This is a genomic window from Mesorhizobium sp. AD1-1 (assembly GCF_020164655.1).
GTDB lineage: Bacteria > Pseudomonadota > Alphaproteobacteria > Rhizobiales > Rhizobiaceae > Mesorhizobium > Mesorhizobium ciceri.
Genome location: NZ_JAIUGP010000005.1, coordinates 238,608 through 261,605 on the forward strand (window position 1 = coordinate 238,608; position 22,998 = coordinate 261,605).

Sequence of the window (22,998 nt, forward strand, 5' to 3'; positions counted from 1 at the left end):
ATCCGTGCCGTTCGGGTCTAGAACCAAGGAGGTGAACACGTGACGGTTGCCGTATCTCCGGATGGGCTTCCAGCACTGGTGCTGAATGCGGATTACCGTCCGCTCAGCTATTACCCCTTGTCGCTCTGGTCGTGGCAGGACGCTATCAAGGCGGTGTTCCTCGACCGGGTGAACATCGTCGCCGAATACGAGCACGCCGTCTCCTCGCCGACCTTCTCGATGAAGCTGCCGAGCGTTGTCAGTCTTAAGGCCTATGTGAAGCCCTCCAGGCACCCGGCCTTCACCCGCTTCAACGTCTTCCTGCGCGATCGCTTCCAGTGCCAATATTGCGGCACGCCGGAGGACCTGACCTTCGATCACGTCATCCCCCGCCATCGCGGCGGCGCGACGACGTGGGAGAATGTCGTTGCCGCCTGTTCGCCGTGCAATTTGAGGAAGGGCGGCATGATGCCGGCGCATGCCAAGATGTGGCCGCTGCAGAAGCCTTTCCAGCCGACGGTGCACGATCTGCACAACAATGGCCGCCTGTTCCCGCCCAACCATCTGCATGAGAGCTGGATGGATTATCTCTACTGGGATGTCGAACTCGAACCATAGAGTTCGGCACAAATCCGCCATGCTGGCCGCCTGACGCAGCTTTCTGCGCTTCCGGTGCTCACGTACTTCAGTACGCTCCGCTCCGGTTCTCGAAAGCCGCGCCATCCGACTCAGCCTGGCGAATTTTTGCTCGAACTCTGCGTCGCGCCGTTCAATCGAATTGGCTTAGTCGCGGGCGAAAGCGGCTCGGAAGGCGACGGCGGCGAGGATCAGGCTGGCGATGGCGTTCCAGCCGGCCAGCGACAGGCCGAGGATGCGCAAGGCGGCCTTGTCGCAGGATGGCGGCACGAATTTGTCGAGCGCGTCGAGCACGCCCTTGCCGCCGGTGTCGACCGGTCCGGCGCCTGCGGTACAATCGGTCGGGCCGGCCCACCACTGCCATTCGACGCCGGAGTGGTAGACGCCGAGATAGAGGCCGTAGAGCATCAGGATGCCGCCGACGGCCAGCAGGCCGCGCGTCAGCCAGCTGGGTGCGTGCAGCATCGATGCAATCACCGCCAGCACCATCAGCGGGACGCCGATATAGTAGGGCGTGCGCTGTTCGAGGCAGAGGTGGCAGGGGATGTAGCCGCCGAGATACTGGAAGCCGAGCGCCGAGCCGACAGTGGCGGCCATGGCGGCGGCGAGGAACAAGGCGGTCAGCGTGCGCTGGCGTCCGGTGTCGGCATTCATGGTCGCTGTCATTTCAATCGGTCCGTCCGGCTTGCAATGGTTCTGTTCAGAACGCGTATTTGACCAGGATATAGAGCAAAATCAGGGCAACCGCCCCGGCGCCGGCGATCAGGCCGAGGCGCTTTTCGATGAATTCGCGGATCGGTTCGCCATAGCGGCGCAGCAGCCAGGCGAGCAGCAGGAAGCGGGCGCCGCGGGCCACGATCGCCAGCACGATGAACAGCAGCAAATTGACGCCGATGACACCGGACAGGATCGTCACCACCTTGATCGGCGGCAGGTGGGCGGCACCCGATGTGATCAGCATCAGGACGATGAAGCCGACGCCGGCGCCCGCGCGCAGTTGCTCGAACTCGTCGTACTTGCCGTAGAATTCGAGGATCGGCCTGGCGACCGCGTCATAGGCATAGTGGCCGATGAACCAGCCGGCGATGCCGCCCAGCACCGAGGCGACGGTGGCGATCAGCGCATAGCGGTAGGCGCGATCCGGCCGCGACAGCGCCATCGGCAGATAGAGCACGTCGGCCGGCACCAGGAACACCGAGCTTTCGACGAAGGCGATGAAGGCCAGCCACCATTCGGCGGATTTGCGGGCCGCCAGCGACAGGGTCCAGTCGTAAAGTCCGCGAAGCATCGGCACTCCTAATGCGTGTCGTTCAATTGCGCAGGCATGTTGGGGTGTAACGGCATGCACAGAACAAAGACCCAGCGCACGCCATCCGTCCCCGCAGACGTGCCGCGCTTTGATGCGCCGCCTGTCTAGAAAGATTTTCCGCGCTGCACAATGGCAGCCCCGTCACGAAATCGAAAGGCGCAGTTTGGTCGCATCCGGGGCGACGAGGAATTGGCCAGTTGACGAACAGGCCTCCAACCGTATAGTCCCGCGCCATCCAGGCCGCCCGGCCTGAGCCCCTATGGCGGAATTGGTAGACGCGCTCGACTCAAAATCGAGTTCCGCAAGGAGTGCTGGTTCGATCCCGGCTAGGGGCACCACCCTTCGCTCTCCGAGCTTCGGGTGGCGGGCCACTCGAAGTTCAATAGACGAAGGGCGTCACGGTCGCTTTGGCTCCCGATACGTCTCAGCAGGCGATCAACACGCTTTGCGCGCCACGCTGGGGTCGCCGTCATTGGCCGGGCCGATCTCGCCAGCTGCCAGCAATTCGTCGAATGTCCGTTCTAGGTCGGCGCTGTCATCGGCTGCCGGTCCGCTGGGCGGATCCTGGCGTGTCAGCGTTTCCAGCCTTTGGTGAAGCTGGCGGTTCTCGTTGCGGCAACGGGCATGCGCGAGTTCGTCGGTCATGCCGCGCAAGCGGAGATCGGCGAGTTGAACCTTCACCGCGCCACAGTCCCGGCGCGCCGCGTCGCGCTCCTGGCGTAATTTCGCAATCTCGGTTTCCGAGGTTTGGCGCCGATGCTCGGCCACGTCCTCGGCGCGCTGCCCGGCGCTCGGCGTTGCGCGGACCACGCTTTGATCGGGGGCGTTGCGCTGGAGCGAGCGCAAGCTCTTTTCAAGTTCCACGGCCCGTTCCTGCGCGGCGGCGGCGCAATCGCCGAGAACGCCGCGCTGATGCTCGACCGTGGACAGCCGCGCCTGCAGGTCCTGCTGTACAAGCATCTGCGCAGATAGTTTGCCGGTCAGTCGTTCGTTGTGGAGCTGGTAGTCCGCGACCTTGGACCGAAGCAGCATGGCGGCCTGTTGCAAGCTGGCGAGCCGCGATGCGACGTCCTCACGCGCCTGCTCGGCGGCTTGCCTGGCCATGGTCTCGTCGCGAAGTTGCCCCGACACGCGCGCCAGGTTCCGTCCCAGGCGCTCGACCTCGACATTCGCTTCGAGGAACCGTGTTGCGCGCTGGCCGGCATGCCTATCCGCCTGCGCAATGGTCTGCCGTGCCCTGTTGAGTTGGACCTCCAGGTCGGCGATGGTCTTGCTTGCGATCGATAGCTCGCGCGATTTTCGCCCAAGCTCTTTCGAGGTGCGATCCTGCAAGCGTTGCAGCTTCGCCACCTCTTCCTGCAAGTCCCATTTGTCCGTATCGTGAGCGTCGGCATCGTGCGTTTGCGCATCGAGCCTGGCCACATAGTCCTCAACCAACGACCACGCCAAGTCGTCATCGTTGGACAAGAGCGAGGAGCCGCGCATGGCGTGGGCCTGACTCGAGCCCGTCCGGGCCGAAGTCGAGCCGAGGGAGGCGGCCAGCGTGTCTGACTGGGCCAATCCGGTCACGGGCTCCTCTTCGAAGAGAGGCAAAGCTTGATGCGTGGCGGCTCGGATGCTTCGAATCAGTTCTTCGAAGTCTTCGTCGGCCCTTCGGACAACGGCGCTGTCGTTCGCACTGATGTGCCGGGCGCCGTTGGCCTCATGATTCAGCGACATTTTTCTCTCATCGCGGACCGAATCACTAGACTATCGTGCATCAAGGACAAGAATGCGAGTAGATCTTGCCGGGTTTCACCGGAAAATTGCTGCAAAAAATCTCGTTTTTTTGAAGCGGAAGTCGATCTTAGCGCTTGCCTCTTGGGCAATCGAAGTAAAGTCCCGGCCACCTCTGTGTCAAATATTGCAGCGAAAATGTGCCATCCTTCCAGAACCGCACCCTTGCCTTTTCTCAGCGCCGCCCCAACAAGCTCTTCATGCGGTTGCGCAGCAGGCGGGCCATGTTGCGGGTTTCGCGGTAGAGGTGCAGTTGCGAGGCGGCCTGGCGGGTGAGGCGGTCGGCGTCCGGCGTCAGGCCGATCACCAGCGTGCCCATCGGCTTGCGCTCGGCCCATAGCCGGCTCATCACCGGATGGTCGGGCACGGCGCAGGAATCGGTCATCATGATGTTGGGATCGTCGAGATGCTGCCTGGTCACCTCGATCATCAGCAAGGTGCCCGGCGAATAGCTGGCCAGCGTCTCGTCATAGGCGGTCTTCCAGGTGTAGGCGATGCCGGCTTCGACGAAGACGATCAGGCAGGCGATGGTGCGGCCGTCGAGCGTCAGCGAATGGATGCGGCACATGTCCTGCTCGGCCAGCCGGTGCACGGCCTCGCGGGCGAAGGCGGCGCGGAAACGGTCGATCGCCATGGCGGTGCGTTCGCGGCCCTTCCAGCCGGCCGCCTCCAGCGTCAGGAAGTTCTCGATGGCGTGGCGGATGTCTTCGGGGCCGCGCGCCACGACATGCTCCAGCCTGCCGAGGTCGCCAAGGCGCCGCTTCAGCCGCCGGAACTCGCGATAATGGTGCGAACGCAGCGAGGCCTTCAGATAGTCATCGCCGTCGCGCTCGCTCTCCAGCGCCGGGCGCAGGGTCTGGCCGGTGGTGACCAGCATCAGGCCGCGCGTCTCGGCCACGGTGGCAAACAGGCTCGCCACCGGGCCATCGAGCCGGACATCGGGCAGGACGAACACTTTCGGCAGCTTGAGATGCGGGCGCGACAGCATCGAGAAGAAATCCTCGACGACGCCCACCGGGTCGTCGCGGTCGACCAGCGGCGTGCCGAGCGGACCGAACGGGCTCGACCATGTGCGCATCACCGGCACGCCGAGCGGTACCACCGGCCGTTCCACCGAGAACGGCACCAGAAGGCGCAGCCGGTTGCGGTATTCGTCGCCGTCGCGGATGACCGCCAGCCGCACCTCGCGATCCTCCAGCCGCGGCATGGCGGGCGCAAGGAAACGCGGGTTGAAGAACACGTTGGGCTCGACCGTGCGGGCGCAGAGATAATCCAGTTCCTCGACAAGGTCGAAGCCGGCGGATGCCGGGTAGATGGCGAGCTTGCGCTCGGGCCGGTTGTTGGCGAGAATCTCGATATGGGCGGGGTCGGCGTCACGGGTCAGCCCGGCAAGGCCCGACACCATGGCGCCGGCGGTGCCGCCGCTGGTTTCCTCAAGCAACGGGATGGCAGCCATCACGCGGCTCCTTTCGCAGGCACGAAGATAAGCATGACGATGCCGAGCTTGCGCCACACCGTGAAGGACAGCGCGCCGGCTTCGAAGATCATGGCAAAGGCGGTGGCCATGGCCGCGCCCCACAGGCCGAACATCGGGATCAGCATCACGTTGAGGGCGATGTTGAAGGCCAGCGTCATGGCATAGACGGCGGCGCAGATGTTCTGGTTGCCGCTCATCGTCAGCAGGCTTTCGCAGGGGCCGACGGCGGCGCGCGCCGCGACGCCGAAGACGAGCAGGAACAGCAAGGGATAGCCGCTGCTGAATTCCGGGCCGAACAGCACCAGCATCGGCTCGCCGAGCGCCAGCACCAGCAGCGCCATCAACAGCGAAGGCCAGAACGTCCACGACACCGTCTCGCGGGCAAAGGCGGCGAGCCTTTGCGGGTCGCCATGGGTGAACTGGGCGTAGCGCTGGGCAACGCCGGCCTTGACGGCGAAGTAGACGAAATGCACCAGCGCCAGGGTCTTCACCGTGGCGAAATAGACGGCGACGTCATTGGGGTCCATATAGGCGCCGACCATCAGCACGTCGGCATTGGTCAGCAGGAAGAAGAAGCTCTCGACCAGGAAGATCGGCAGCGAGACGACGAACCATTGCGCAAAATGGACCTTCATCGGCCCGGCCGGGATCTGCCGTTCCATGCGCTGGGTGACACCGATAAGCTGGCCGAGCGTTGTGGCGTAGGTGGCGGCGATCGAAGCAAAGATTGCGGTCCTGGCGTCGGGTGCGTAGCCCGCAAACAGCATCAGCGCCATGAACAGCAGGATCAGCACCGGCCGCACCAGATAGGTCGGCGACAGGGCAAACAGCGCCCAGCTGTTGGCGCGTGCCAGGCCCGACAGAAGGTCGGACATGGCGATCATCGGCAGGCAGATGATGCCGAGGATGAACGGGATCACATAGTAGCTCTCGATCCAGGGTGCCGCCAGCCAGACGCCGAGCGCGCCGAGCCCGGCGATCAGCGTCGATGCGATCAGCACGAACAGACGGCTGGCCAGCACGATGCCGCGCAACTCGTCCATCAAGCCGCGCTCGCGGTATTCGGGAATGTAGCGGATGACGGAGGTGTGGAAGCCCAGGCAGGCGAGATTGCCGACGATGACCATCGTCACCCAGACGAGGACGAAGATGCCATATTCGAACGAGCCCATCCAGCGTGCCATCAGCACCTGGCTGACGAAGGCAATGACGGCGCTGACGATGCGGACCGAGAAGGCGATAACCGACATGCGGCTGGCCTCGCCGCGCTCGTCGGCGGTGAACAGCACGGCATCGATGCGGCCAAGCAACGGCCCCATGCGCAGCGCCCAACGCTGCGGCAAGAACCGCCCGGCTGTCGTGGCCGCGGAAAAGCGCACCCCGATTTCTCTCCGTTTTCCGCTTCTTTTCAGGCGTTGGTGTAGCGGAGACACATTAAGAAACGGTTGGGTGAGAAGTTCCTTCGCCCGTCCCTATACGAGGAGAACGTGCCGGCAGGCGGATGAGGGGCGGCGCAGGCGTTTGAGGTTGCGCCGCTGTTTCATCATCGCCGAGGCGCGCAGCACGGAGACGTTGCCGATCAGGATAGCACCCGGCTTTATCGATCGTGCCTCAGATGGTGCCTTGGCTGCCAGAGGAAGAGGCCGCGCAGCTGAAGTTCGAGTTCGAGGCGGCTTAGTCGGCGGGACAGCGCCCCCCCCTCTGGCCTGCCGGCCATCTCCCCCTCAGGTGGGGAGATTGGCTAATCGCGAAAATCCGCGCCGCCCCTCATCTGCCTGCCGGCACCTTCTCCCTGTGAACGGGGGGAAGGAAAGCGCCCCTTACGCGAACGCCCCGTGGCAGTGCTTGTACTTCTTCCCCGAACCGCAGGGGCAGGCTTCGTTGCGGCCGACTTTGCCCCAGGTGGCCTGGTTGTTGGGGTCGCGGTCTTCGGGGGCGACGATTGCGGTTGTCTCCGGGCGGACCAGGAGGGCGGTTTCGCCGCCTTCGAAGTCGTTTTCGCCGGTGGTGCCGTCGATATGGGTGCCGAACATGTCGGGGGCTTCCGGAGGTGGCGCTTCGGCGGCCTGGCGGACCAGTTCGACGCGCATCAGCTGCGCGGTGACGGCCTGGCGCAGATTGCCAAGCATCGCCTGGAACAGCTCGAACGCCTCGCCCTTGTACTCCTGCAGCGGATCGCGCTGGGCGTAGCCGCGGAAGCCGACGACCGAGCGCAGATGGTCGAGATTGACGATGTGCTCGCGCCACAGATGGTCGAGCGTCTGCAGCACCACCGAGCGCTCGACGTAGTTCATCACCTCGGGGCCAAAACGCTCGGCGCGCTCCTTGGCGGCGGCTTCGGCGGCCTGCGCGATGCGCTCGCGGATGTCGTCCTCGGCGATGCCCTCTTCCTTGGCCCAGTCCTCGACCGGCAGGTCGAGGTTCAGGAACTCGGCGATCTCGGCCTTCAGCCCGGCAACGTTCCACTGCTCGGCATAGGCATTTTCGGGAATGGCCTTGGCGACGATCTCGTCGATGACGCCTTCGCGCATCTCGGCGATCGTTTCGGAGAGGCCTTCGCCGTCCATCAGTTCGATGCGCTGCTCGAACACCACCTTGCGCTGGTCGTTGGAGACGTCGTCATATTTCAACAGGTTCTTGCGGATGTCGAAGTTGCGCGCCTCGACCTTCTTCTGCGCCTTTTCCAGCGCCTTGTTGATCCACGGATGGATGATCGCCTCGTCTTCCTTGAGGCCGAGCTTCTGCAGCATGCCGTCCATGCGCTCGGAGCCGAAGATGCGCATCAGATCGTCTTGCAGGGACAGGAAGAATTTCGAGCGGCCGGGGTCGCCTTGTCTTCCTGAACGACCTCTAAGCTGGTTGTCGATGCGGCGCGATTCGTGGCGTTCGGTGGCCAGCACATAGAGGCCGCCGGCGGCCAGCGCCTTTTCCTTCAGCCGCTCAATGTCGGCAATGATTTCCTTTTCCCGCGCCTCGCGTTCGGGGCCGGCCGGCATGTCGCCCAGCTCTTCCTCGATCCGCATCTCGGCATTGCCGCCGAGCTTGATGTCGGTGCCGCGGCCGGCCATGTTGGTGGCGATGGTGATGGCGCCGGGCTTGCCGGCCTGGGCGACGATCGCCGCCTCGCGCTCGTGATGGCGGGCGTTCAGCACTTCGAAATCGGTAAAACCTTCCTTGCGCAGGCGCTCGGCCAGCTGCTCGGACTTTTCGATGGAGGTGGTGCCGACCAGCGTCGGCTGGCCCTTGGCGCTGGCTTCGCGGATCTCCCTGACGATCGCCTTGTATTTCTCCTCGACCGTCCGGTAGACCTCGTCGTCCTCGTCGATGCGGATCACCGGCAGATTGGTCGGGATCTCGGTGACTTCGAGGCCGTAGATGTTGCCGAATTCCTCTGCCTCGGTCAGCGCCGTGCCGGTCATGCCGGACAGCTTCTTGTAGAGGCGGAAATAGTTCTGGAAGGTGACGGAGGCGAGCGTCTGGTTCTCCGGCTGGATCGCCACATGCTCCTTGGCTTCGAGCGCCTGGTGCAGGCCTTCCGAATAGCGGCGGCCCGGCATCATGCGGCCGGTGAACTCGTCGATGATGACGATCTCGCCGTTGCGGACGATATAGTCCTTGTCCTTCTGGAACAGCCGGTGCGCCTTCAGCGCGTTGTTGACGTGGTGGACGATGGCGACGTTCTCGACGTCGTAGAGCGACTCGCCCTTGAGCAGGCCGGCGTCGCGCAAAAGGTTCTCGAGTTTCTCGGTGCCTTCCTCGGTGAAGATCGAGGTCTTCTGCTTCTCGTCGATCTCATAATCCTGCGGCTGCAACTGGATGATGAAGGTGTCGATGGTGTTGTACATTTCCGAACGGTCCTCGAGCGGACCGGAAATGATCAACGGCGTGCGTGCCTCGTCGACCAGGATGGAATCGACTTCGTCGACGATCGCGTAATTGTGACCGCGCTGCACCATCTGGGCGCGCTCGTATTTCATGTTGTCGCGCAGATAGTCGAAGCCGAGCTCGTTGTTGGTGGCGTAGGTGACATCGGCGGCGTAGGCGGCGCTGCGCTCCTCGTCGGACAGGCCGTGGACGATGACGCCGACCGAGAGGCCGAGGAATTTGTAGACGCGGCCCATCCATTCGGAGTCGCGGGTGGCCAGATAGTCGTTGACGGTGACGACGTGGACGCCCTTGCCGGCAAGCGCGTTGAGGTAGACCGGCAGCGTCGCGACCAGGGTCTTGCCCTCGCCAGTGCGCATCTCGGCAATGCCGCCATTGTGCAGCACCATGCCGCCGATCAGCTGGACATCGAAGGGGCGCATGCCGAGCACGCGGCGCGCGGCCTCGCGGGCGGTGGCGAAGGCCGGCACCAACAGATCGTCGAGCGTGGCGCCGTTGGCGATGTCCTGGCGGAATTTCGCGGTGCGGCCGACCAATTCCTCATCGGAAAGCGCCCGCATCTCGTTTTCCATGGCGTTGATCGCCTCGACACGGGGCCGGGTCGATTTGACCCGACGGTCGTTGGAGGAACCGAAAACCTTACGGGCGAGACCGCCGAGACTGACCATCCAATGGTCCTTTCGATAGAATTCTCAATCTTGAGATGAGCGCCGGGCGGCCCCATCAATTCCACGTGAACGTGGACAAACACAAAAAGCGCCCGGAAAACGGTTCTGGACGCAAAGTCGTTGGACAGATAAGAGGGGGCTCAACTGATGTCAACGCCGCGCTGGCCCTGCTGGCTGCGCCAAATTCCGCCACAATCTGGCCGATCTGGAAGCACCCCTCTTAACAATCCCCACCGGAGTCCCCCTATGTCCCTGTTGTTTCGCCGCGCGTCGCTCGCCAGCCTTGGCTTGGCCGTCGGCCTGTCGGCCCTTTCGCTCTCGCCTGTGACGGCGCAGCAAACCGCTCCCGCTCCGGCGGATGCAGCAGCGCCAGCCGCGGCACCGGTCGATCCCAATAAGGTTATCGCCACGGTCAACGGTCAGCCCCTGACCGAAGCAGATCTGGTGCTTGCCGAAGGGGAATTGTCGCAGCAGTTCGCACAATTGCCGCCCGAGCAGCGCCGTGCCGCCGCCCTTTCGGCTGCCATCGAGATCCGCGTCATGGCCGCCCAGGCGGTCACCACAGGGCTCGACAAGGATCCCGACTTCCAGCGCCGCATGGCTTTCCTGCAGCAGCGCGCGCTGCATGGCGAGATGGTCGAGAAGGGTGTCGTCGACAAGGTCACCGACGCCGAGGTCCGCGCCCGTTACGACCAGGAAATCGCCAACACGCCGCCCACCAACGAGCTGCATGCCCGTCACATCCTCGTGAAGACGAAGGAAGAGGCCGAGGCGATCATCAAGCAGCTCGACGGCGGCGCCGACTTCCAGAAGCTCGCCAACGAGCACACCAGCGATCCGTCAGGCAAGACCAGCGGCGGCGACCTCGGCTGGTTCGGACCTGGCCAGATGGTGCCGGAGTTCGACAAGGCGGCCTCCGCGCTCGAGGTCGGCAAATACACCGAGCAGCCGGTGCAAACGCAGTTCGGCTGGCATGTCATCAAGCTCGAGGACAAGCGCACCAAGCAGCCGCCGGCCTTCGACGACGTCAAGGACCAGGCCAAGCAGGCGGTCATCCGCGACAAGTATTTCGCGCTGGTCAAGTCGCTGCGCGCCGGCGCCAAGGTCGAGATCCCCGACGCCAACCTGAAGAAGGCGGTCGATACGCTGGAAAGCGCCAAGTAAGACTGGCAGCTTTTTGAAAAAGGGGCGCGGCAGCCAGGGGTTGCCGCGCCCTTTTCATTCATTGCCGTCTTTACGAGGCAGGCGCCGCTATGCCTCGCATCACGTAGTTGACGGCCTTGCCGATGGTCGCTTCGTCCTCGTCGAGCCGGTTGGTCAGCAGATGTCTCCAGGCGAAGGAGGCGATCAGGTCGGCGACGACAGCTGAATCGATTTCGGCCGGGATTTCGCCCCTTGCCTTGGCGCGTTCGATGATCTGGGCGGTATGGGACCGTCGGCCCAGTGAGTAGTCGGCAAGGGCCGCGGCCGCGGTCGCGTCCGACTGTGCCTCGGCGATCAGCGACCGGAACACGCTTCCCGACGATGTCTCGCGCCAGTGGGCGAACAGGTTCTTCAGGAAGCCGACGAGATCCTCCTCCAACACCCCGGTATCGGGAACATCGACGCGCTTCTGGCGCTGGTAGACCTCAAGCAGCAACGCCGCCTTGCTCGGCCACCAGCGATAGATCGTGGGTTTGCCGGCGCGGGCCCGCCGCGCCACCGCCTCGATCGAGAAACCGGCATAACCGGCTTCGACCAGTACGGTCTCGGCGGCTTGGAGAATGGCCTCGGCGCTGTCGGGATTGCGCCGTGCACCGATCGATCTGCGCGCCGGATCGGCGTCCTCGGCCATCTCTGTCATCCTCGCCAAACACTTCGCCGGCAATATAGGTGACCCGACGCTCAAACGAAACGGCGCGTTTTGAAGCTTCTGAAGGCTGGCAAGGTCGGGGCAGGGGTTGGTCGTTTTTCTGGAACCTCTACCGGCGTGTTGGTTGGCGAGGCCCCAAAAGCAAAACCCGCCGGGACGGCGGGTCACTGGCGCAAATCAGCACCATGGACGAAAATGTAGCATAGCTGCTCTCACCCTGTCAAGAATAAATTCCTACTAACATGAACGCGGCCGGCGCAAACTGGCTGACACCGCCGGACCGGCCGTCGGACGATGTCTACTGCATGGCTTGCGATGTCTCGGAGCCCTGCTCCGAGGGGCGAGTTCGAGCTCCCGGACAAGAGCGACGAAAACGCCCTTGCGCCGGCGCGGTCTATCGGGCAAACCGGCCTTCCCTTGCGATTTTCCCGCCCGAGGCCTCCATGTCCACGACGATTTCGCCGCTTGCGCCGAAGAAATACCCGAAAATGCCAGAAATCGAGGGGGTGCGCATCGCCACCGCCGAGGCAGGGATAAAGTACAAGGGCCGCACCGATCTTTTGACCATGGTCTTCGATGAAGGCACTGCGGTCGCCGGCGTGTTCACGAAATCGAAATGCCCCTCGGCGCCGGTCGATTTCTGCCGGCAGAATCTCGGCGCGGGCAAGGCGCGGGTGCTGGTCGTCAATTCGGGCAATGCCAACGCCTTCACCGGCAAGAAGGGCCGCGAGTCGACCGCACTGACCGGCGAGGCGGCGGCGAAGGCGGCCGGCTGCACGGCAGCGGAGGTTTTCATGGCCTCGACCGGCGTCATCGGCGAGCCGCTCGACACCAGCAAATTCAGCCATCTGCTCGCGGGGCTGGTCAGCAAGGGCAAGCCCGAGCTGTGGACCGAAGCGGCAAAGGCGATCATGACCACGGATACCTATCCGAAAGTGGCGACCGCGACCGTCAAGCTCGGCGACACCGATGTCACCATCAACGGCATTTCCAAGGGCGCCGGCATGATCGCGCCCGACATGGCGACGATGCTCTCCTTCATCGCCACCGACGCGCCGATCGCCGCCCCTGTCCTGCAGGATCTGTTGTCGCGCGGCACGGCCAAGACTTTCAACGCGGTCACCGTCGACAGCGACACCTCGACCAGCGACACGCTGCTGATCTTCGCCACCGGCAAGGCCGCCAGGCGCGGCGCGCCGGAGATAACCGATCCCAAGGATGCCCGTCTCGGCACGTTCCGCCGGGCGCTCGGCAAGGTGCTGAAATCGCTGGCGCTGCAGGTGGTGCGCGACGGCGAAGGCGCCCGCAAGCAGGTCGAAGTCACCGTCACCGGCGCCAAATCGGCGCGCTCGGCCAAGCGCATCGCGCTGTCGATCGCCAATTCGCCGCTGGTCAAGACGGCAGTCGCCGGCGAGGACGCCAATTGGGGCCGCGTCGTCATGGCCGTCGGCAAGGCCGGCGAACCCGCCGATCGCGACCGGCTGTCGATCTGGTTCGGCGACAACAGGCTGGCGCATGAAGGCGAGCGCGACCCCGGCTATTCCGAGGCCGCGACGTCGGCCTACATGAAGCGCGACGATATCCGCATCCGCGCCGATATCGGCATCGGCCGCGGCAAGGCGACGGTGTGGACCTGCGACCTCACCAAGGAATATGTCGCCATCAATGGCGATTACCGGAGCTGACGGTTTTGAGCTCCAGGCATCCGGCAAGCATGCTGGCGATCGTACGCCGTTACGAGGCGGCCGGCTTTCGCGCCTGGCCGGCGGCCGCCGTCCACTATGACGGCACCTGGGTGGTGCGGCTGACCGCCGGCCATCCGGCCAAGCGGCTGAACTCGGTCAATCCGCTCGATCCCGGCGACATCCAGCACATTGCCGACCGTATCGGCCGGGCCAGCCGCCGTTTCGATGCCTATGGCAGGCCGCTGACATTCCGCATGTCGCCGTTGTCGGGTCCCGATCTTGCCAGTCATCTCGACCGTGAGGGATGGAGCCGGTTCGACGAGTCGCTGGTCATGCGGCTGCCGCTGGCCGATGCGCAACTCGACGCTGCCATGGACCAGATCCCGCTGAAAGACATCAGCCGCTTCATCGGCGCGTCGCTCAAGGTCAGCGGTTCGGATGTTTCGCTGCGCCCCGGCCTGTCGGAGATCATCGGCGCCATCCAGCCCGAAGCCGGGCTGTTCGCGCTCGAAGATGGGTCAGAAGCGCTGGCGACGCTGATCTGCGTGCATGACGGCGATCTCGCCGGCCTGTTCGAAGTCGCCACCGACAAGTCGGCACGCAACAGGGGCCACGGCCGCAACCTGATCCTGTCCGCACTGAAATGGGCACGGCTGCGGGGCGCACGGGAAGCCTGGCTGCAAGTCGAGGCCAACAATGTGCCGGCACTGGCGCTCTACCATTCGCTCGGCTTCGAGGAAGTCTATCGCTACCACTACCGCCGGCCGCCGGGTCATGAATGATGTCGTGATTGCCGGCAAGCGCCTGCTGCTGGTCGCCGCCTGCGCGCTGGTCGATGCCGACGGCCGGGTGCTTTTGGCGCAGCGGCCTCAGGGCAAGCAACTTGCCGGGCTGTGGGAATTTCCCGGCGGCAAGGTCGAGCCGGGCGAGACGCCCGAACAATGCATCATTCGCGAACTGCATGAGGAAATCGGCATCGAAACCGACATCCCGTGCCTGGCGCCGCTCACTTTCGCCAGCCATTCCTACGACGATTTCCACCTGCTGATGCCGCTGTTCATCTGTCGCCGCTTTCGCGGTATCGCGCAGCCCAGGGAAGGGCAGGCGCTGAAATGGGTAAGGCCGAAGCAGATGCGCGATTACCCGATGCCGCCGGCCGATGAGCCGCTGATCCCGTTCCTCATCGATCTTCTCTGAGGCTCCCGTCCGGCCGGTTCCTGGCCGAGGCGTTGTATCAGCCAGCATTAATGGAAGATTTATCTCGTCGTGAAAAATTGAAGCATGGCCGTTCGCGGCCGAGCCGTCGATTTGCCGGGGAGCGATAGCATGAGCCTAGACAGGGATTGGGACTCGATCAGGCCCGAGCGCGGCTTTCGCGCCGCCGATGCGGGCATGGGCATATTGCGCATAACGCTTCTGTTCGGTTCGGCCGCGGTGGCGCTGGCGCTGATCGCAACCCCTTTCCTCGACAGCCAGACACGCTCGCTGTCGGCCCGTGACGGTTTCGGCGGGCTCGACATGGCGGCCACAGGCTCGATCGGCCATCGCGAAACCTACACGCTGCGCCGCAGCGTGCTGCAGCCGCAGCCGAGCTCGGTCTGCATCATCAGGTCCAATGGCCGGAGCAGCGGCGACTGCTGACATGGTTAAGAAATTTCGCAAAGGCGGCGGTTTCACCGCCTGTTAAGCCTTTGCCGTTAACCTTTCTTAACAGGTCGGCTGTAAGGTCCCGGACAGAGGGGTTGAGGCCATGAAAGCAGTGCTGCTGGGTTTTCTGAACGACGAGACCGGCGCCACGGCCGTCGAATATGGCGTGATCATCGCCGTGCTGTCGCTTGCCATCGTCGGCGGCATCGGTGAGGTCCGCGACGGGATCATCTGGCTGTTCAGCGACAACAACAGCAAGCTTGCGAACGCTTTCGCACCCACTCCCTGATGCGGCTTTTCCGCACCCTGGGGCAGGATCATTGCCCGTCGGGCGCCTCCAGGATTGTTTTCAGCGAGACCTTGGCCGACCCTGGCTTCAGCGGCTTTTGCTGTGAAGCGTCGGGCGCCCAGCCGGACATCCAGACAATCGAGAAACTTGCCCTGACGCGGCCGTCGGGGTCGGAAAACCGCTCGGCGTAGATTTCCGCCGCACGGGCAAACAGCTTGCGCGAGCCCGGCCGCCGGCTGCGATCGGTGAGCGCATTGGTCTCGCCCATGGCCCGCAGATCCGCGATCAGGTTGAACAGGCTGGCATAGCGCACCGTCACCGTCTCGACGTCGGCGACCGGCAGAGCGAGACCGGCGCGCTGCAGCAGCGCACCGGCATCGCGCACATCGGTGAACGGCGCGACACGCGGGCTGGCGCCCCCGTAAAGCTCGGTCTCGGCCGCAAGCAGGCTTTCGCGCAATTCGAAAAGCGTGCCGGCGCTGGCAAAGGCGCCGAGGAAAAGCCCATCCGGCCGCAGCGCGCGGCGGATCTGGATCAGCATGCCTGGGATGTCGTTCATGGCCTGCAGCGACAAGAGCGACACCGCCAGATCGAGGCTTTCCGGCTCGAACGGCACGGTTTCGAGCGGTGCGATCAGGCCGGCATCGCCACCGCTCAGGAAAGCCGTATCCGTCTCGACGCGGACAATGTCGGCGACCTTGCCGCTTTCGGCGAGCGTTTCGGTCGCCGCCGGCGTCTGGCAAAACAGCACGGCCGCCTTGCCGAACCGGCGCTCGACGGCGCCCAGCCGGTCGGCAAGGTCCTCGGCCGTGCGGCGCATGAGGAAGTCCGCGCCGTCGACCGGACGGGCAAGCGCGCGCCGCTTGTGCGTCAGCCACAGAGAGGTATCCATTATTGGCTGCAACGGGCAGATCCTTTGTTTGTCCACGCTCCGAGATCGTTGATATAGTGGCGCGCAGGAGCAACCACGTGGCCGATCCGATGCCCAAGATCAAGTCCATCGGGATCACGAACCTGGCCCGGTCGGTTGTCGGCTGGCCGGCGCGGATGCTGTTTCCGCCGGTCTGCGCCGGTTGCCGCCGGCATGTCTCGCAACCGGGCGTGCTGTGCGGCGCCTGCTGGCCGAAGCTCAGGCTGCTGGAGCGGCCATGGTGCCCTGTCATGGGTACGCCGTTCACCCACCATATGGGCGAAGGCTTTCTGTCGGCCGAGGCGATTGCCGATCCGCCGCCTTTCGAGCGGGCGCGGGCGGCGGTCGCCTATTCCGGCGTTGCGCGCCAGATGGTGCAAGGGTTGAAATACCAGGATCGCACGGATCTGGCACCTTGGATGGCGCGCTGGATGATGCGTGCGGGTGCCGATCTCATCGCCGAAGCGGATGTGGTGGTGCCGGTGCCGCTGCACTGGCGGCGGTTTTTCAGGCGGCGCTTCAACCAGTCGGCGGAACTGGCAAGGGCGGTCTCGGCACTTAGCGGATTGCCCTTCGCCCCGTCGGCGGTGCGGCGCGTGAAACTCACCCGCCAGCAGGTCGGGCTGGAGCGCGGCGAACGCGAGGAGAATGTGCGGGCCGCGTTCCGGGTGCCCGCCGAGGCGGAAATCGAGATCGCCGGCCGCAGGGTACTTTTGATCGACGATGTCTATACCACCGGCGCCACGGTGCGTTCCGCCACCAAGGCGCTGAAAAGGGGAGGTGCGGCCGCCGTCGACGTGCTGACCTTTGCGCGTGTGTTGCCGGGGGACTTTCGGGCGGACGAGTCCGCGACTATATAAGTCGGCAACGAACAGCGGAAATTCGTCATGACCGATGTCACGATCTACACCCGCATGATGTGCGGCTATTGCACGGCAGCCAAGCGGCTGCTCGAGCGCAAGGGCGTCGCCTTTACCGAGCACGATGCCTCCTTCTCGCCGGAATTGCGCCAGGAGATGATCTCCCGGGCGCATGGCCGCACGACCTTTCCGCAGATTTTCATCGGCGATACGCATGTCGGCGGCTGTGACGACCTCCACGAGCTGGAGGCCGAAGGCCGGCTGGACAAATTGCTCGCCAACGGCGCGACGAATTGAGGGAATGACGATGGGTGTTTTCAAGGCCGCTGCGATCCAGATGCGTTCGGGCGAGAGCCCCGAGCGCAACGCCGTCGATCTCGAACGGCTGGTGCGTGAAGCAGCCAGCCTAGGTGCCACCTACATCCAGACGCCGGAAATGACCGGGGCGCTGATCCGCGACAAGGAAGCTCGCGCCGCATCGTTCACGTCGGAGGACAAGGACATCGTCGTCGCGACCGCGCGCAGGCTGGCCAAGGAGCTCGGCATCTTCCTGCATATCGGCTCGACCGCCATTCTGCGCGCCGACGGCAAGCTCGCCAACCGGGCGCTGCTGTTCGGGCCGGATGGTGCTGCGCTCGCCGCCTACGACAAGATCCACATGTTCGACGTCGATCTCGACAATGGCGAGAGCTGGCGTGAGTCCGCCGCCTATGAACCGGGAACCGAGGCCGTCGTCACCGACATCGAGGGTGCAAAGCTCGGCTTCGCCGTTTGCTACGATCTGCGCTTTCCGCAACTCTTCCGCGCCGAGGCGTTGGCCGGCGCAGACCTGCTTTCCGTACCGGCTGCCTTCACCCGCCAGACGGGCGAGGCGCACTGGCACGTGCTGCTCAGGGCCCGCGCCATCGAGAACGGCGCCTATGTCGTCGCCGCCGCGCAGGGTGGCTTGCATGAAGACGGCCGCGAGACTTACGGTCATTCGCTGATCGTCGATCCGTGGGGCCGGATCATTGCGGAAGCCGCGCATGACGAACCGGCGGTGATCGTCGCCGAGATCGACCCGGCGCAGTCGCTTGCCGCGCGCAAGAAGATCCCCAATCTCAGGAATGCGCGGGATTTCGCCGTCAATGCCGGCTCGGGCGAGGCGCCACGGCTCAGGGGTGCAGCCTCTTGATCCGTTTTGCCCTGATCTGCGAGCACGAGCACGAATTCGAAGGCTGGTTCCGCAGCAACGACGATTTCGACACCCAGAAGAAGCGCGGCTTCGTCGATTGCCCGAGCTGCGGTTCGCACAAGGTGCAGAAAGCACTGATGGCGCCGGCCGTCTCCACGGCGCGCAAGCAGGAAACCATAGCGCTGGCCATGGGCGAGGCGCAGAAGCAGGCTTTGGCGCAGCTGAAGGCGATGGCCGAGAAGGTGCGCGAGAATGCCGATTATGTCGGCGACAAGTTCGCCGAGGAAGCGCGAAAGATCCATTTCGGCGAGAGCGACCCGCGTGGCATCTATGGCGAGGCGACGCTGGACGAAGCCAAGAGCCTGGTCGAGGACGGCGTCGAGTTCATGCCGATCCCGGTGTTTCCGGACGACCGCAACTGAGTTCCGAGGGAGCTTTGCGCGACCCAGAAGCGATTGAGCCGCGACGCAGCATAAGAGCCGTCGTTGGCCGATTGGCCCGCTGGGGCGCCGTCAAGCTTAGCGGTACCCGAACGATCGACGGGTTGCTCATCATCAGCGACAAGGGCACCGACAAGATCGTCGAGGCGCTTCAGCTTATTCGTGATTTTGATCCAGTGCGCTACAGACGGCTGCTTGGTGACGTAAGACAGGTATTTGTCACAACCCTTCCTGCTTCCGTCGCGCAATGGGCAAACTCTTCCAAGGCATGCGAATTGGACGAGCGCCATGTCATCAGCGAAGGGACGACGCCGGAATTGGTCGCTTCGATTATCGTCCATGAAGCCACCCACGCGCGGCTTATGCGATGTTGTATCGGCTACGAAGAGGCGCTGCGGGATCGCGTGGAGCAGGTCTGTCTGCGTCGAGAAATAGCCTTTGCGGCCAGATTGCCGACCGGAAAGGGCCGGAGCCAGCAAGCCGAAGCGACACTCGAGGCCATGCCGGACTTTTCCGACAAGGCGATGAGTGAGCGCTATCTCAGCGGTTTGCGGGATGCTCTGCTCTACCTCAACATGCCGACCCGGCTTGTCGACCTCACCGTATCATACCGCCGCTGGAAACACCGGCGCCGGTTCTCGCGGCAGCCTACGAACTGACCCGGCTTAGCTCACGCTCCCGATCAATTTCTCAAGCAGCCGAGAGAGCGTCTCCCGTTCGGCCGGTGTCAGGCCGGAAAGAATCTCATGCTCGTTGGCAACATGGGCGGCAATAGCCTCATCGATCAACGCGAGGCCCTTTTCGGTCAGCCTCACGACAATGCCGCGCCGATCGTTGGGGTGCGGCCCGCGCAGGATCAATCCGGACGTTTCGAGCCGGTCGAGCCGGTTGGTCATGGCGCCTGACGTCACCATCGTCGCTTCATAGAGGGCGGTCGGCGTCAGGGCGTAGGGTGATCCAGAGCGGCGCAGCGTTGCCAGCACGTCGAATTCCCCGGACTGCAATCCATAACGGGCAAACAACGGCGCCAGGCGCTCGCGGGCGATCAGCGAGGCGGCCTCGTTCAGCCGCCCGAGCACACCCATCGGCGAGACGTCCAGATCGGGTCGTTCCCGCTTCCATTGCTCGATCGCCCGTGCTGCCCTGTCCAACTGTCTCACCATCATTTATCTTGACGTTAAGAATCTTTACGTTATCTTACTGCAAGATGCAATGCCGGCCAAGAGCCGCGCTACAGGATTCGGTCAATGAAGCTTCTCTGGGATTCGGCGCTCGGCCTGCTGGTCGTCACCGGCGGCCTGCTCGGCCTGACGCTGCCGTTCGGCAAGCTCGCCACGGCTGCCGGCGTGCCGGCCATGGTCTGGGCCTTCGTCATCTCGCTCGGCGCCGGCGGGGTCTTGCTGTGCATGCTCTTGGCTCGCGGCAAGCGGGTCCGGCTCACCGCGCACAAATTGCGCTATTTCTTCGTCACCGCCGCGGTGTCCTATGCTGTCCCCAATCTCCTGATGTTCTCGGCCATCCCGCATCTGGGCGCCGGCTACACCGGCATCATGTTCACCCTGTCGCCGGTCATCACGCTGGTGTTCTCGATCCTGCTGCGTGTCCGGCGCCCCAACATGCTGGGCATTGTCGGCATCGCCGTCGGCTTCGTCGGCGCCGTCATGGTCGCGGTGACGCGCGGCGAGGCCGGCCAGCCGGCCGATTTGTTCTGGGTGGCGATGGGGTTGCTCATCCCGGTCAGCCTTGCCGCCGGCAACATCTATCGCACGGTCGACTGGCCGGACGGCACCGGCCCGATCGAGCTTGCCGTCGGCAGCCATCTGGCGTCGGCGGCGATGCTGCTTGCCGGCATTCTCCTCCTGTTCGGCGGCGAAGCTTTCGTCCCACTCGGCGGCGTGCCGCTGGTCGTCGTCGCGCAGGTCGCGTCGGCATCGGCGATGTTCGCGTTCTTCTTCCGGCTGCAGGCGGTCGGCGGTCCGGTCTATCTCAGCCAGATCGGTTATGTGGCGGCGGCCGTCGGCCTGTTTGCCGGAACCCTCTTCCTTGGCGAGCACTATCAGTTGCTGACCTGGGCAGGCGCGCTCATCATCACCGCCGGCGTGTTCATCACCACCAGGGCACAAAGCCAGAAGGCGTGAGCGGTCGCAGGGGATCCGAACTGCCTTCGCGCCTGGAGCCGATCTCACCTGAATTTGTATCCAGATCTGCTTTATCTTCTTGTTTGAGCGTGGTCTTTTCCGAGGACCTTTCCCTTTTTGGAATCGTGCTCTGGAGCAAGCCATGACCGAACCGAAGACATCCGAGGAGACTGCCGTCGATGTAGCTGATTTTCGCGCCGCGATGCGGCTGATCGTCGGCAATGTCAGCGTCATCACCGCCGGCACCGGCGAGGATCGCTCCGGTCTGGTGGTCATTTCGGTCGTCTCGCTGTCGGCCGAGCCGCCCAAGGTGATCGCCTGTGTCAACCGGTCATCGTCGACCTGGCCGGTGATCGAACGCTACCGGCATTTCGGCGTCAACTCGCTTGGCCCCCAGCATCAGCGCGTGGCCGAGCGGTTCTCCGGCTTCGGCGGCATCAAGGGCAAGGACCGCTATGAGGGCGCCGAATGGGTGACGCTCAAGACCGGAGCTTTGCTGCTTTCGGATGCGGTGGCCGCATTCGACTGCAGCCTCGATGAAATGATCGATCGCGGAACGCATTCCATCGTCATCGGTTCGGTCGAGGCCGTGCGCACGTCCGATGCCGGCCAGGCGCTGATCTACTGGCGCGGCGGCTACCGGCCGCTGAATTCTGAATAAGGTCAGACCGAGCCTTTTTCCGCCAGGACCATGTAGTTGACGTCCATGTCCTTCGACCGCGCCCAGCGGTCGGCCAGCGGATTGTAGGTGACGCCGGTGCGGTCGATGATAGTCAGGCCGGCGCCGGCAAGCGCCTTTTCGAGCTCTTCCGGGCGCACCAGCTTGCCGAACTGGTGGGTGCCGCGCGGCAGCCAGCGCAGCACATATTCGGCGCCGATGATGGCTAAGCCCAGCGCCTTCAGCGTGCGGTTGATGGTGGCCACGAACATGATGCCGCCGGGCCGCACCATCTCGCCGCATTTGGCGACGAACAGGTCGATGTCGGCGACATGCTCGACCACTTCCATGTTGAGGATGACGTCGAATTTCTCGCCGGCGTCGGCAAGGTCCTCGGCCGTCGTGGCGCGATAGTCGACGCTGACATTGCCTTCGGCGGCGTGCAGCTTGGCCACTTCGATGTTGGTTTCGGAGGCATCCGCGCCCACAACCTCGGCGCCAAGCCGCGCCATCGGCTCGCACAAAAGTCCGCCGCCGCAACCGATATCGAGGATGCGCAGTCCCTCGAAAGGCCTTGCAGCGCGTGGGTCACGGCCGAAGCGCGTCGCTATCTGGTCGCGGATATAGGCCAGCCGGACCGGATTGAATTTGTGCAGGGGACGGAACTTGCCGTTCGGGTTCCACCATTCGGCGGCAAGGGCGGAAAAGCGTTCCACTTCTCCGGCATCGATCGTCGATCGTCGGGGCTCTGGCATAGTTGGTCTCCTCGACACTACAGCGCCGCGCGTCCTCTTGGACGCGCAAAGGACGCTGTAGCACTTTAGATTCTGCGCATGATCCTTTCCGAAATCGACTTCGATTTCGGGGTCATGCGCTAGGAAGTCGGGCGTGAAGCCGCGAATGTCAAGGCAACAATTTTCCTCTGCCGGCAGGGAGCCGGATTCTGTCAGGGCATGTCAGCTGGAGTGCGCCGCGGTGAAACACAATTGGCCTGGCGGGCGAAGGAACACATCATCGTTTTGAACTCGAAGGAGGTGACGATGACAGCAATGACGGCTTCGATCCTCTGGCATCGGCTGGACGTGGAGGGGCATGATGCCTGTCTGCTTGCGCAGACCGATGGCGGGCACAGCCTCAAGGGACAAGCCATCTTCATCCACGACGGCAAGCCGTGCTGCCTCGCCTACGGGGTGGATTGCGATGCCGGCTGGCACACACGGGCGGCGCTTGTCGAAGGCTTTCTCGGCACGCGCCAGCTGCACTATGCGATCGAACGCGATTTCAACGGCCAGTGGACGCTGAACGGCGAAGTCCAGCAGGGCGTCGACGGCCTTGTCGACGTTGATCTTGGCTTCACACCGGCATCGAACCTGGTGGCGATCCGCCGGTATGGCCTCGGGATCGGCGAAGCGTCGCCTGCCCCGGCCGCCTACCTGACTTTCCCTGAACTGAGGCTGGTGCGCCTCGATCAGACCTATCGGCGTCTCGACACGGTTCGCTATGCCTATGCCGCGCCGGTGTTCGGCTATGACGAAACCCTCAACGTCTCGCCGCACGGCTTCGTTGTCGACTATCCCGGCCTTTGGAGACGCGCGGCTGCGTCAGGCTGAAGCGA

Annotated in this window: 25 protein-coding genes and 1 tRNA gene; 16 read left to right on the top strand and 10 right to left on the bottom strand. The window is 64.1% G+C overall.

What is annotated here, in order from left to right; all coding sequences use genetic code 11:
- Positions 1–39: 39 nt before the first annotated feature.
- Positions 40–597 (top strand): HNH endonuclease, encoded by a 558-nt coding sequence (locus tag LB519_RS12755; RefSeq protein ID WP_006328497.1) that lies wholly within the window; start codon positions 40–42, stop codon positions 595–597.
- Positions 598–762: 165 nt separating this feature from the next.
- Here the strand turns inward: LB519_RS12755 and LB519_RS12760 are convergent, their stop codons facing one another.
- Positions 763–1,281: a disulfide bond formation protein B gene (locus tag LB519_RS12760; RefSeq protein ID WP_224620178.1), complete on the bottom strand. Its 519-nt coding sequence runs from the start codon at positions 1,279–1,281 to the stop codon at positions 763–765.
- A 34-nt stretch (positions 1,282–1,315) separates the two neighbouring features.
- Positions 1,316–1,903, bottom strand: coding sequence for a YqaA family protein (locus LB519_RS12765; RefSeq protein WP_013529435.1), 588 nt, complete (start codon positions 1,901–1,903; stop codon positions 1,316–1,318).
- Between the two features lie 274 nt (positions 1,904–2,177).
- On the opposite strand from LB519_RS12765, the gene LB519_RS12770 reads away from it, so the two are divergent.
- A tRNA-Leu gene (locus tag LB519_RS12770) sits at positions 2,178–2,262 on the top strand.
- Between the two features lie 97 nt (positions 2,263–2,359).
- Here LB519_RS12770 and LB519_RS12775 read toward each other — a convergent pair.
- The 4 genes from LB519_RS12775 to secA all read right to left on the bottom strand — a co-directional run bounded on the left by LB519_RS12775 (position 2,360) and on the right by secA (position 9,730).
- Positions 2,360–3,643, bottom strand: coding sequence for a hypothetical protein (locus tag LB519_RS12775; protein ID WP_224620179.1), 1,284 nt, complete (start codon positions 3,641–3,643; stop codon positions 2,360–2,362).
- 232 nt (positions 3,644–3,875) lie between these two features.
- Entirely contained in the window at positions 3,876–5,156 is a 1,281-nt protein-coding gene (locus LB519_RS12780) for a GNAT family N-acetyltransferase (RefSeq protein ID WP_013529437.1), read from the bottom strand.
- A complete protein-coding gene (locus LB519_RS12785) occupies positions 5,156–6,556 on the bottom strand; it encodes a lipopolysaccharide biosynthesis protein (protein WP_224620180.1) in 1,401 nt (466 codons plus the stop codon). Before LB519_RS12785 ends, LB519_RS12780 begins: the two co-directional genes overlap by 1 nt.
- A 441-nt stretch (positions 6,557–6,997) precedes the next feature.
- Complete coding sequence (gene secA / locus LB519_RS12790; RefSeq protein WP_013529439.1) at positions 6,998–9,730, bottom strand: preprotein translocase subunit SecA; 2,733 nt, start codon at positions 9,728–9,730, stop codon at positions 6,998–7,000.
- A gap of 246 nt (positions 9,731–9,976) precedes the next feature.
- On the opposite strand from secA, the gene LB519_RS12795 reads away from it, so the two are divergent.
- The gene (locus LB519_RS12795; RefSeq protein WP_027163508.1) at positions 9,977–10,894 is read left to right on the top strand and encodes a peptidylprolyl isomerase; all 918 of its coding nucleotides are present in this window, start codon (positions 9,977–9,979) and stop codon (positions 10,892–10,894) included.
- A 70-nt stretch (positions 10,895–10,964) separates the two neighbouring features.
- Here the strand turns inward: LB519_RS12795 and LB519_RS12800 are convergent, their stop codons facing one another.
- Positions 10,965–11,564: a TetR/AcrR family transcriptional regulator gene (locus LB519_RS12800; protein ID WP_224620181.1), complete on the bottom strand. Its 600-nt coding sequence runs from the start codon at positions 11,562–11,564 to the stop codon at positions 10,965–10,967.
- A 461-nt stretch (positions 11,565–12,025) separates the two neighbouring features.
- On the opposite strand from LB519_RS12800, the gene argJ reads away from it, so the two are divergent.
- From argJ to LB519_RS12825, 5 genes are all read left to right on the top strand, one after another.
- On the top strand, positions 12,026–13,267 hold the full coding sequence (gene argJ / locus LB519_RS12805; protein WP_063169075.1) for a bifunctional glutamate N-acetyltransferase/amino-acid acetyltransferase ArgJ: 1,242 nt from the start codon (positions 12,026–12,028) through the stop codon (positions 13,265–13,267).
- 29 nt (positions 13,268–13,296) lie between these two features.
- On the top strand, positions 13,297–14,049 hold the full coding sequence (locus LB519_RS12810) for a GNAT family N-acetyltransferase (RefSeq protein ID WP_013529443.1): 753 nt from the start codon (positions 13,297–13,299) through the stop codon (positions 14,047–14,049).
- A complete protein-coding gene (locus tag LB519_RS12815; protein ID WP_024503790.1) occupies positions 14,042–14,464 on the top strand; it encodes a (deoxy)nucleoside triphosphate pyrophosphohydrolase in 423 nt (140 codons plus the stop codon). Before LB519_RS12810 ends, LB519_RS12815 begins: the two co-directional genes overlap by 8 nt.
- Before the next feature lie 129 nt (positions 14,465–14,593).
- Positions 14,594–14,908 (top strand): hypothetical protein, encoded by a 315-nt coding sequence (locus LB519_RS12820; RefSeq protein WP_013529445.1) that lies wholly within the window; start codon positions 14,594–14,596, stop codon positions 14,906–14,908.
- 109 nt (positions 14,909–15,017) lie between these two features.
- The gene (locus tag LB519_RS12825) at positions 15,018–15,203 is read left to right on the top strand and encodes a Flp family type IVb pilin (protein ID WP_013529446.1); all 186 of its coding nucleotides are present in this window, start codon (positions 15,018–15,020) and stop codon (positions 15,201–15,203) included.
- 28 nt (positions 15,204–15,231) lie between these two features.
- Here the strand turns inward: LB519_RS12825 and LB519_RS12830 are convergent, their stop codons facing one another.
- The gene (locus tag LB519_RS12830; RefSeq protein WP_224620182.1) at positions 15,232–16,107 is read right to left on the bottom strand and encodes a class I SAM-dependent methyltransferase; all 876 of its coding nucleotides are present in this window, start codon (positions 16,105–16,107) and stop codon (positions 15,232–15,234) included.
- A 65-nt stretch (positions 16,108–16,172) separates the two neighbouring features.
- On the opposite strand from LB519_RS12830, the gene LB519_RS12835 reads away from it, so the two are divergent.
- The 5 genes from LB519_RS12835 to LB519_RS12855 all read left to right on the top strand — a co-directional run bounded on the left by LB519_RS12835 (position 16,173) and on the right by LB519_RS12855 (position 19,246).
- Entirely contained in the window at positions 16,173–16,973 is an 801-nt protein-coding gene (locus tag LB519_RS12835) for a ComF family protein (protein ID WP_013529448.1), read from the top strand.
- 27 nt (positions 16,974–17,000) lie between these two features.
- A complete protein-coding gene (grxC, locus tag LB519_RS12840) occupies positions 17,001–17,270 on the top strand; it encodes a glutaredoxin 3 (RefSeq protein WP_024503792.1) in 270 nt (89 codons plus the stop codon).
- 10 nt (positions 17,271–17,280) lie between these two features.
- Positions 17,281–18,147 (top strand): carbon-nitrogen hydrolase family protein, encoded by an 867-nt coding sequence (locus LB519_RS12845; RefSeq protein WP_027163514.1) that lies wholly within the window; start codon positions 17,281–17,283, stop codon positions 18,145–18,147.
- Complete coding sequence (locus LB519_RS12850) at positions 18,144–18,569, top strand: DUF1178 family protein (protein WP_013529451.1); 426 nt, start codon at positions 18,144–18,146, stop codon at positions 18,567–18,569. The genes LB519_RS12845 and LB519_RS12850 overlap by 4 nt, the downstream gene beginning before the upstream one ends.
- Before the next feature lie 122 nt (positions 18,570–18,691).
- Entirely contained in the window at positions 18,692–19,246 is a 555-nt protein-coding gene (locus LB519_RS12855; protein WP_224620183.1) for a hypothetical protein, read from the top strand.
- Between the two features lie 6 nt (positions 19,247–19,252).
- Here the strand turns inward: LB519_RS12855 and LB519_RS12860 are convergent, their stop codons facing one another.
- Positions 19,253–19,738, bottom strand: a complete 486-nt coding sequence (locus tag LB519_RS12860; protein ID WP_013529453.1) for a MarR family winged helix-turn-helix transcriptional regulator — start codon at positions 19,736–19,738, stop codon at positions 19,253–19,255.
- 96 nt (positions 19,739–19,834) lie between these two features.
- Between LB519_RS12860 and LB519_RS12865 the strand changes: the two genes are divergently transcribed.
- Positions 19,835–20,725 carry a DMT family transporter gene (locus LB519_RS12865; RefSeq protein WP_127387724.1) on the top strand — a complete coding sequence of 297 codons (891 nt, stop codon included), beginning with the start codon at positions 19,835–19,837 and terminating at the stop codon, positions 20,723–20,725.
- Positions 20,726–20,867: 142 nt separating this feature from the next.
- Positions 20,868–21,386 carry a flavin reductase family protein gene (locus LB519_RS12870; protein ID WP_063173138.1) on the top strand — a complete coding sequence of 173 codons (519 nt, stop codon included), beginning with the start codon at positions 20,868–20,870 and terminating at the stop codon, positions 21,384–21,386.
- 2 nt (positions 21,387–21,388) lie between these two features.
- Here the strand turns inward: LB519_RS12870 and ubiG are convergent, their stop codons facing one another.
- Positions 21,389–22,138 carry a bifunctional 2-polyprenyl-6-hydroxyphenol methylase/3-demethylubiquinol 3-O-methyltransferase UbiG gene (gene ubiG / locus LB519_RS12875; RefSeq protein WP_013529456.1) on the bottom strand — a complete coding sequence of 250 codons (750 nt, stop codon included), beginning with the start codon at positions 22,136–22,138 and terminating at the stop codon, positions 21,389–21,391.
- A gap of 285 nt (positions 22,139–22,423) precedes the next feature.
- Here ubiG and LB519_RS12880 point away from each other — a divergent pair, with 285 nt between their 5' ends.
- A complete protein-coding gene (locus LB519_RS12880; protein ID WP_127366421.1) occupies positions 22,424–22,993 on the top strand; it encodes a putative glycolipid-binding domain-containing protein in 570 nt (189 codons plus the stop codon).
- Positions 22,994–22,998 lie beyond the last annotated feature (5 nt).

Bases quoted from the DNA above. Each gene is read 5' to 3' on its own strand.
- LB519_RS12760 (WP_224620178.1), bottom strand. From the start codon at position 1,281: ATGACAGCGACCATGAATGCCGACACCGGACGCCAGCGCACGCTGACC.
- LB519_RS12765 (WP_013529435.1), bottom strand. From the start codon at position 1,903: ATGCTTCGCGGACTTTACGACTGGACCCTGTCGCTGGCGGCCCGCAAA.
- LB519_RS12775 (WP_224620179.1), bottom strand. From the start codon at position 3,643: ATGTCGCTGAATCATGAGGCCAACGGCGCCCGGCACATCAGTGCGAAC.
- LB519_RS12780 (WP_013529437.1), bottom strand. From the start codon at position 5,156: ATGGCTGCCATCCCGTTGCTTGAGGAAACCAGCGGCGGCACCGCCGGC.
- secA (WP_013529439.1), bottom strand. From the start codon at position 9,730: ATGGTCAGTCTCGGCGGTCTCGCCCGTAAGGTTTTCGGTTCCTCCAAC.
- LB519_RS12795 (WP_027163508.1), top strand. From the start codon at position 9,977: ATGTCCCTGTTGTTTCGCCGCGCGTCGCTCGCCAGCCTTGGCTTGGCC.
- LB519_RS12800 (WP_224620181.1), bottom strand. From the start codon at position 11,564: ATGGCCGAGGACGCCGATCCGGCGCGCAGATCGATCGGTGCACGGCGC.
- argJ (WP_063169075.1), top strand. From the start codon at position 12,026: ATGTCCACGACGATTTCGCCGCTTGCGCCGAAGAAATACCCGAAAATG.
- LB519_RS12810 (WP_013529443.1), top strand. From the start codon at position 13,297: ATGCTGGCGATCGTACGCCGTTACGAGGCGGCCGGCTTTCGCGCCTGG.
- LB519_RS12815 (WP_024503790.1), top strand. From the start codon at position 14,042: ATGAATGATGTCGTGATTGCCGGCAAGCGCCTGCTGCTGGTCGCCGCC.
- LB519_RS12820 (WP_013529445.1), top strand. From the start codon at position 14,594: ATGAGCCTAGACAGGGATTGGGACTCGATCAGGCCCGAGCGCGGCTTT.
- LB519_RS12825 (WP_013529446.1), top strand. From the start codon at position 15,018: ATGAAAGCAGTGCTGCTGGGTTTTCTGAACGACGAGACCGGCGCCACG.
- grxC (WP_024503792.1), top strand. From the start codon at position 17,001: ATGACCGATGTCACGATCTACACCCGCATGATGTGCGGCTATTGCACG.
- LB519_RS12845 (WP_027163514.1), top strand. From the start codon at position 17,281: ATGGGTGTTTTCAAGGCCGCTGCGATCCAGATGCGTTCGGGCGAGAGC.
- LB519_RS12865 (WP_127387724.1), top strand. From the start codon at position 19,835: ATGAAGCTTCTCTGGGATTCGGCGCTCGGCCTGCTGGTCGTCACCGGC.
- LB519_RS12870 (WP_063173138.1), top strand. From the start codon at position 20,868: ATGACCGAACCGAAGACATCCGAGGAGACTGCCGTCGATGTAGCTGAT.
- ubiG (WP_013529456.1), bottom strand. From the start codon at position 22,138: ATGCCAGAGCCCCGACGATCGACGATCGATGCCGGAGAAGTGGAACGC.
- LB519_RS12880 (WP_127366421.1), top strand. From the start codon at position 22,424: ATGACAGCAATGACGGCTTCGATCCTCTGGCATCGGCTGGACGTGGAG.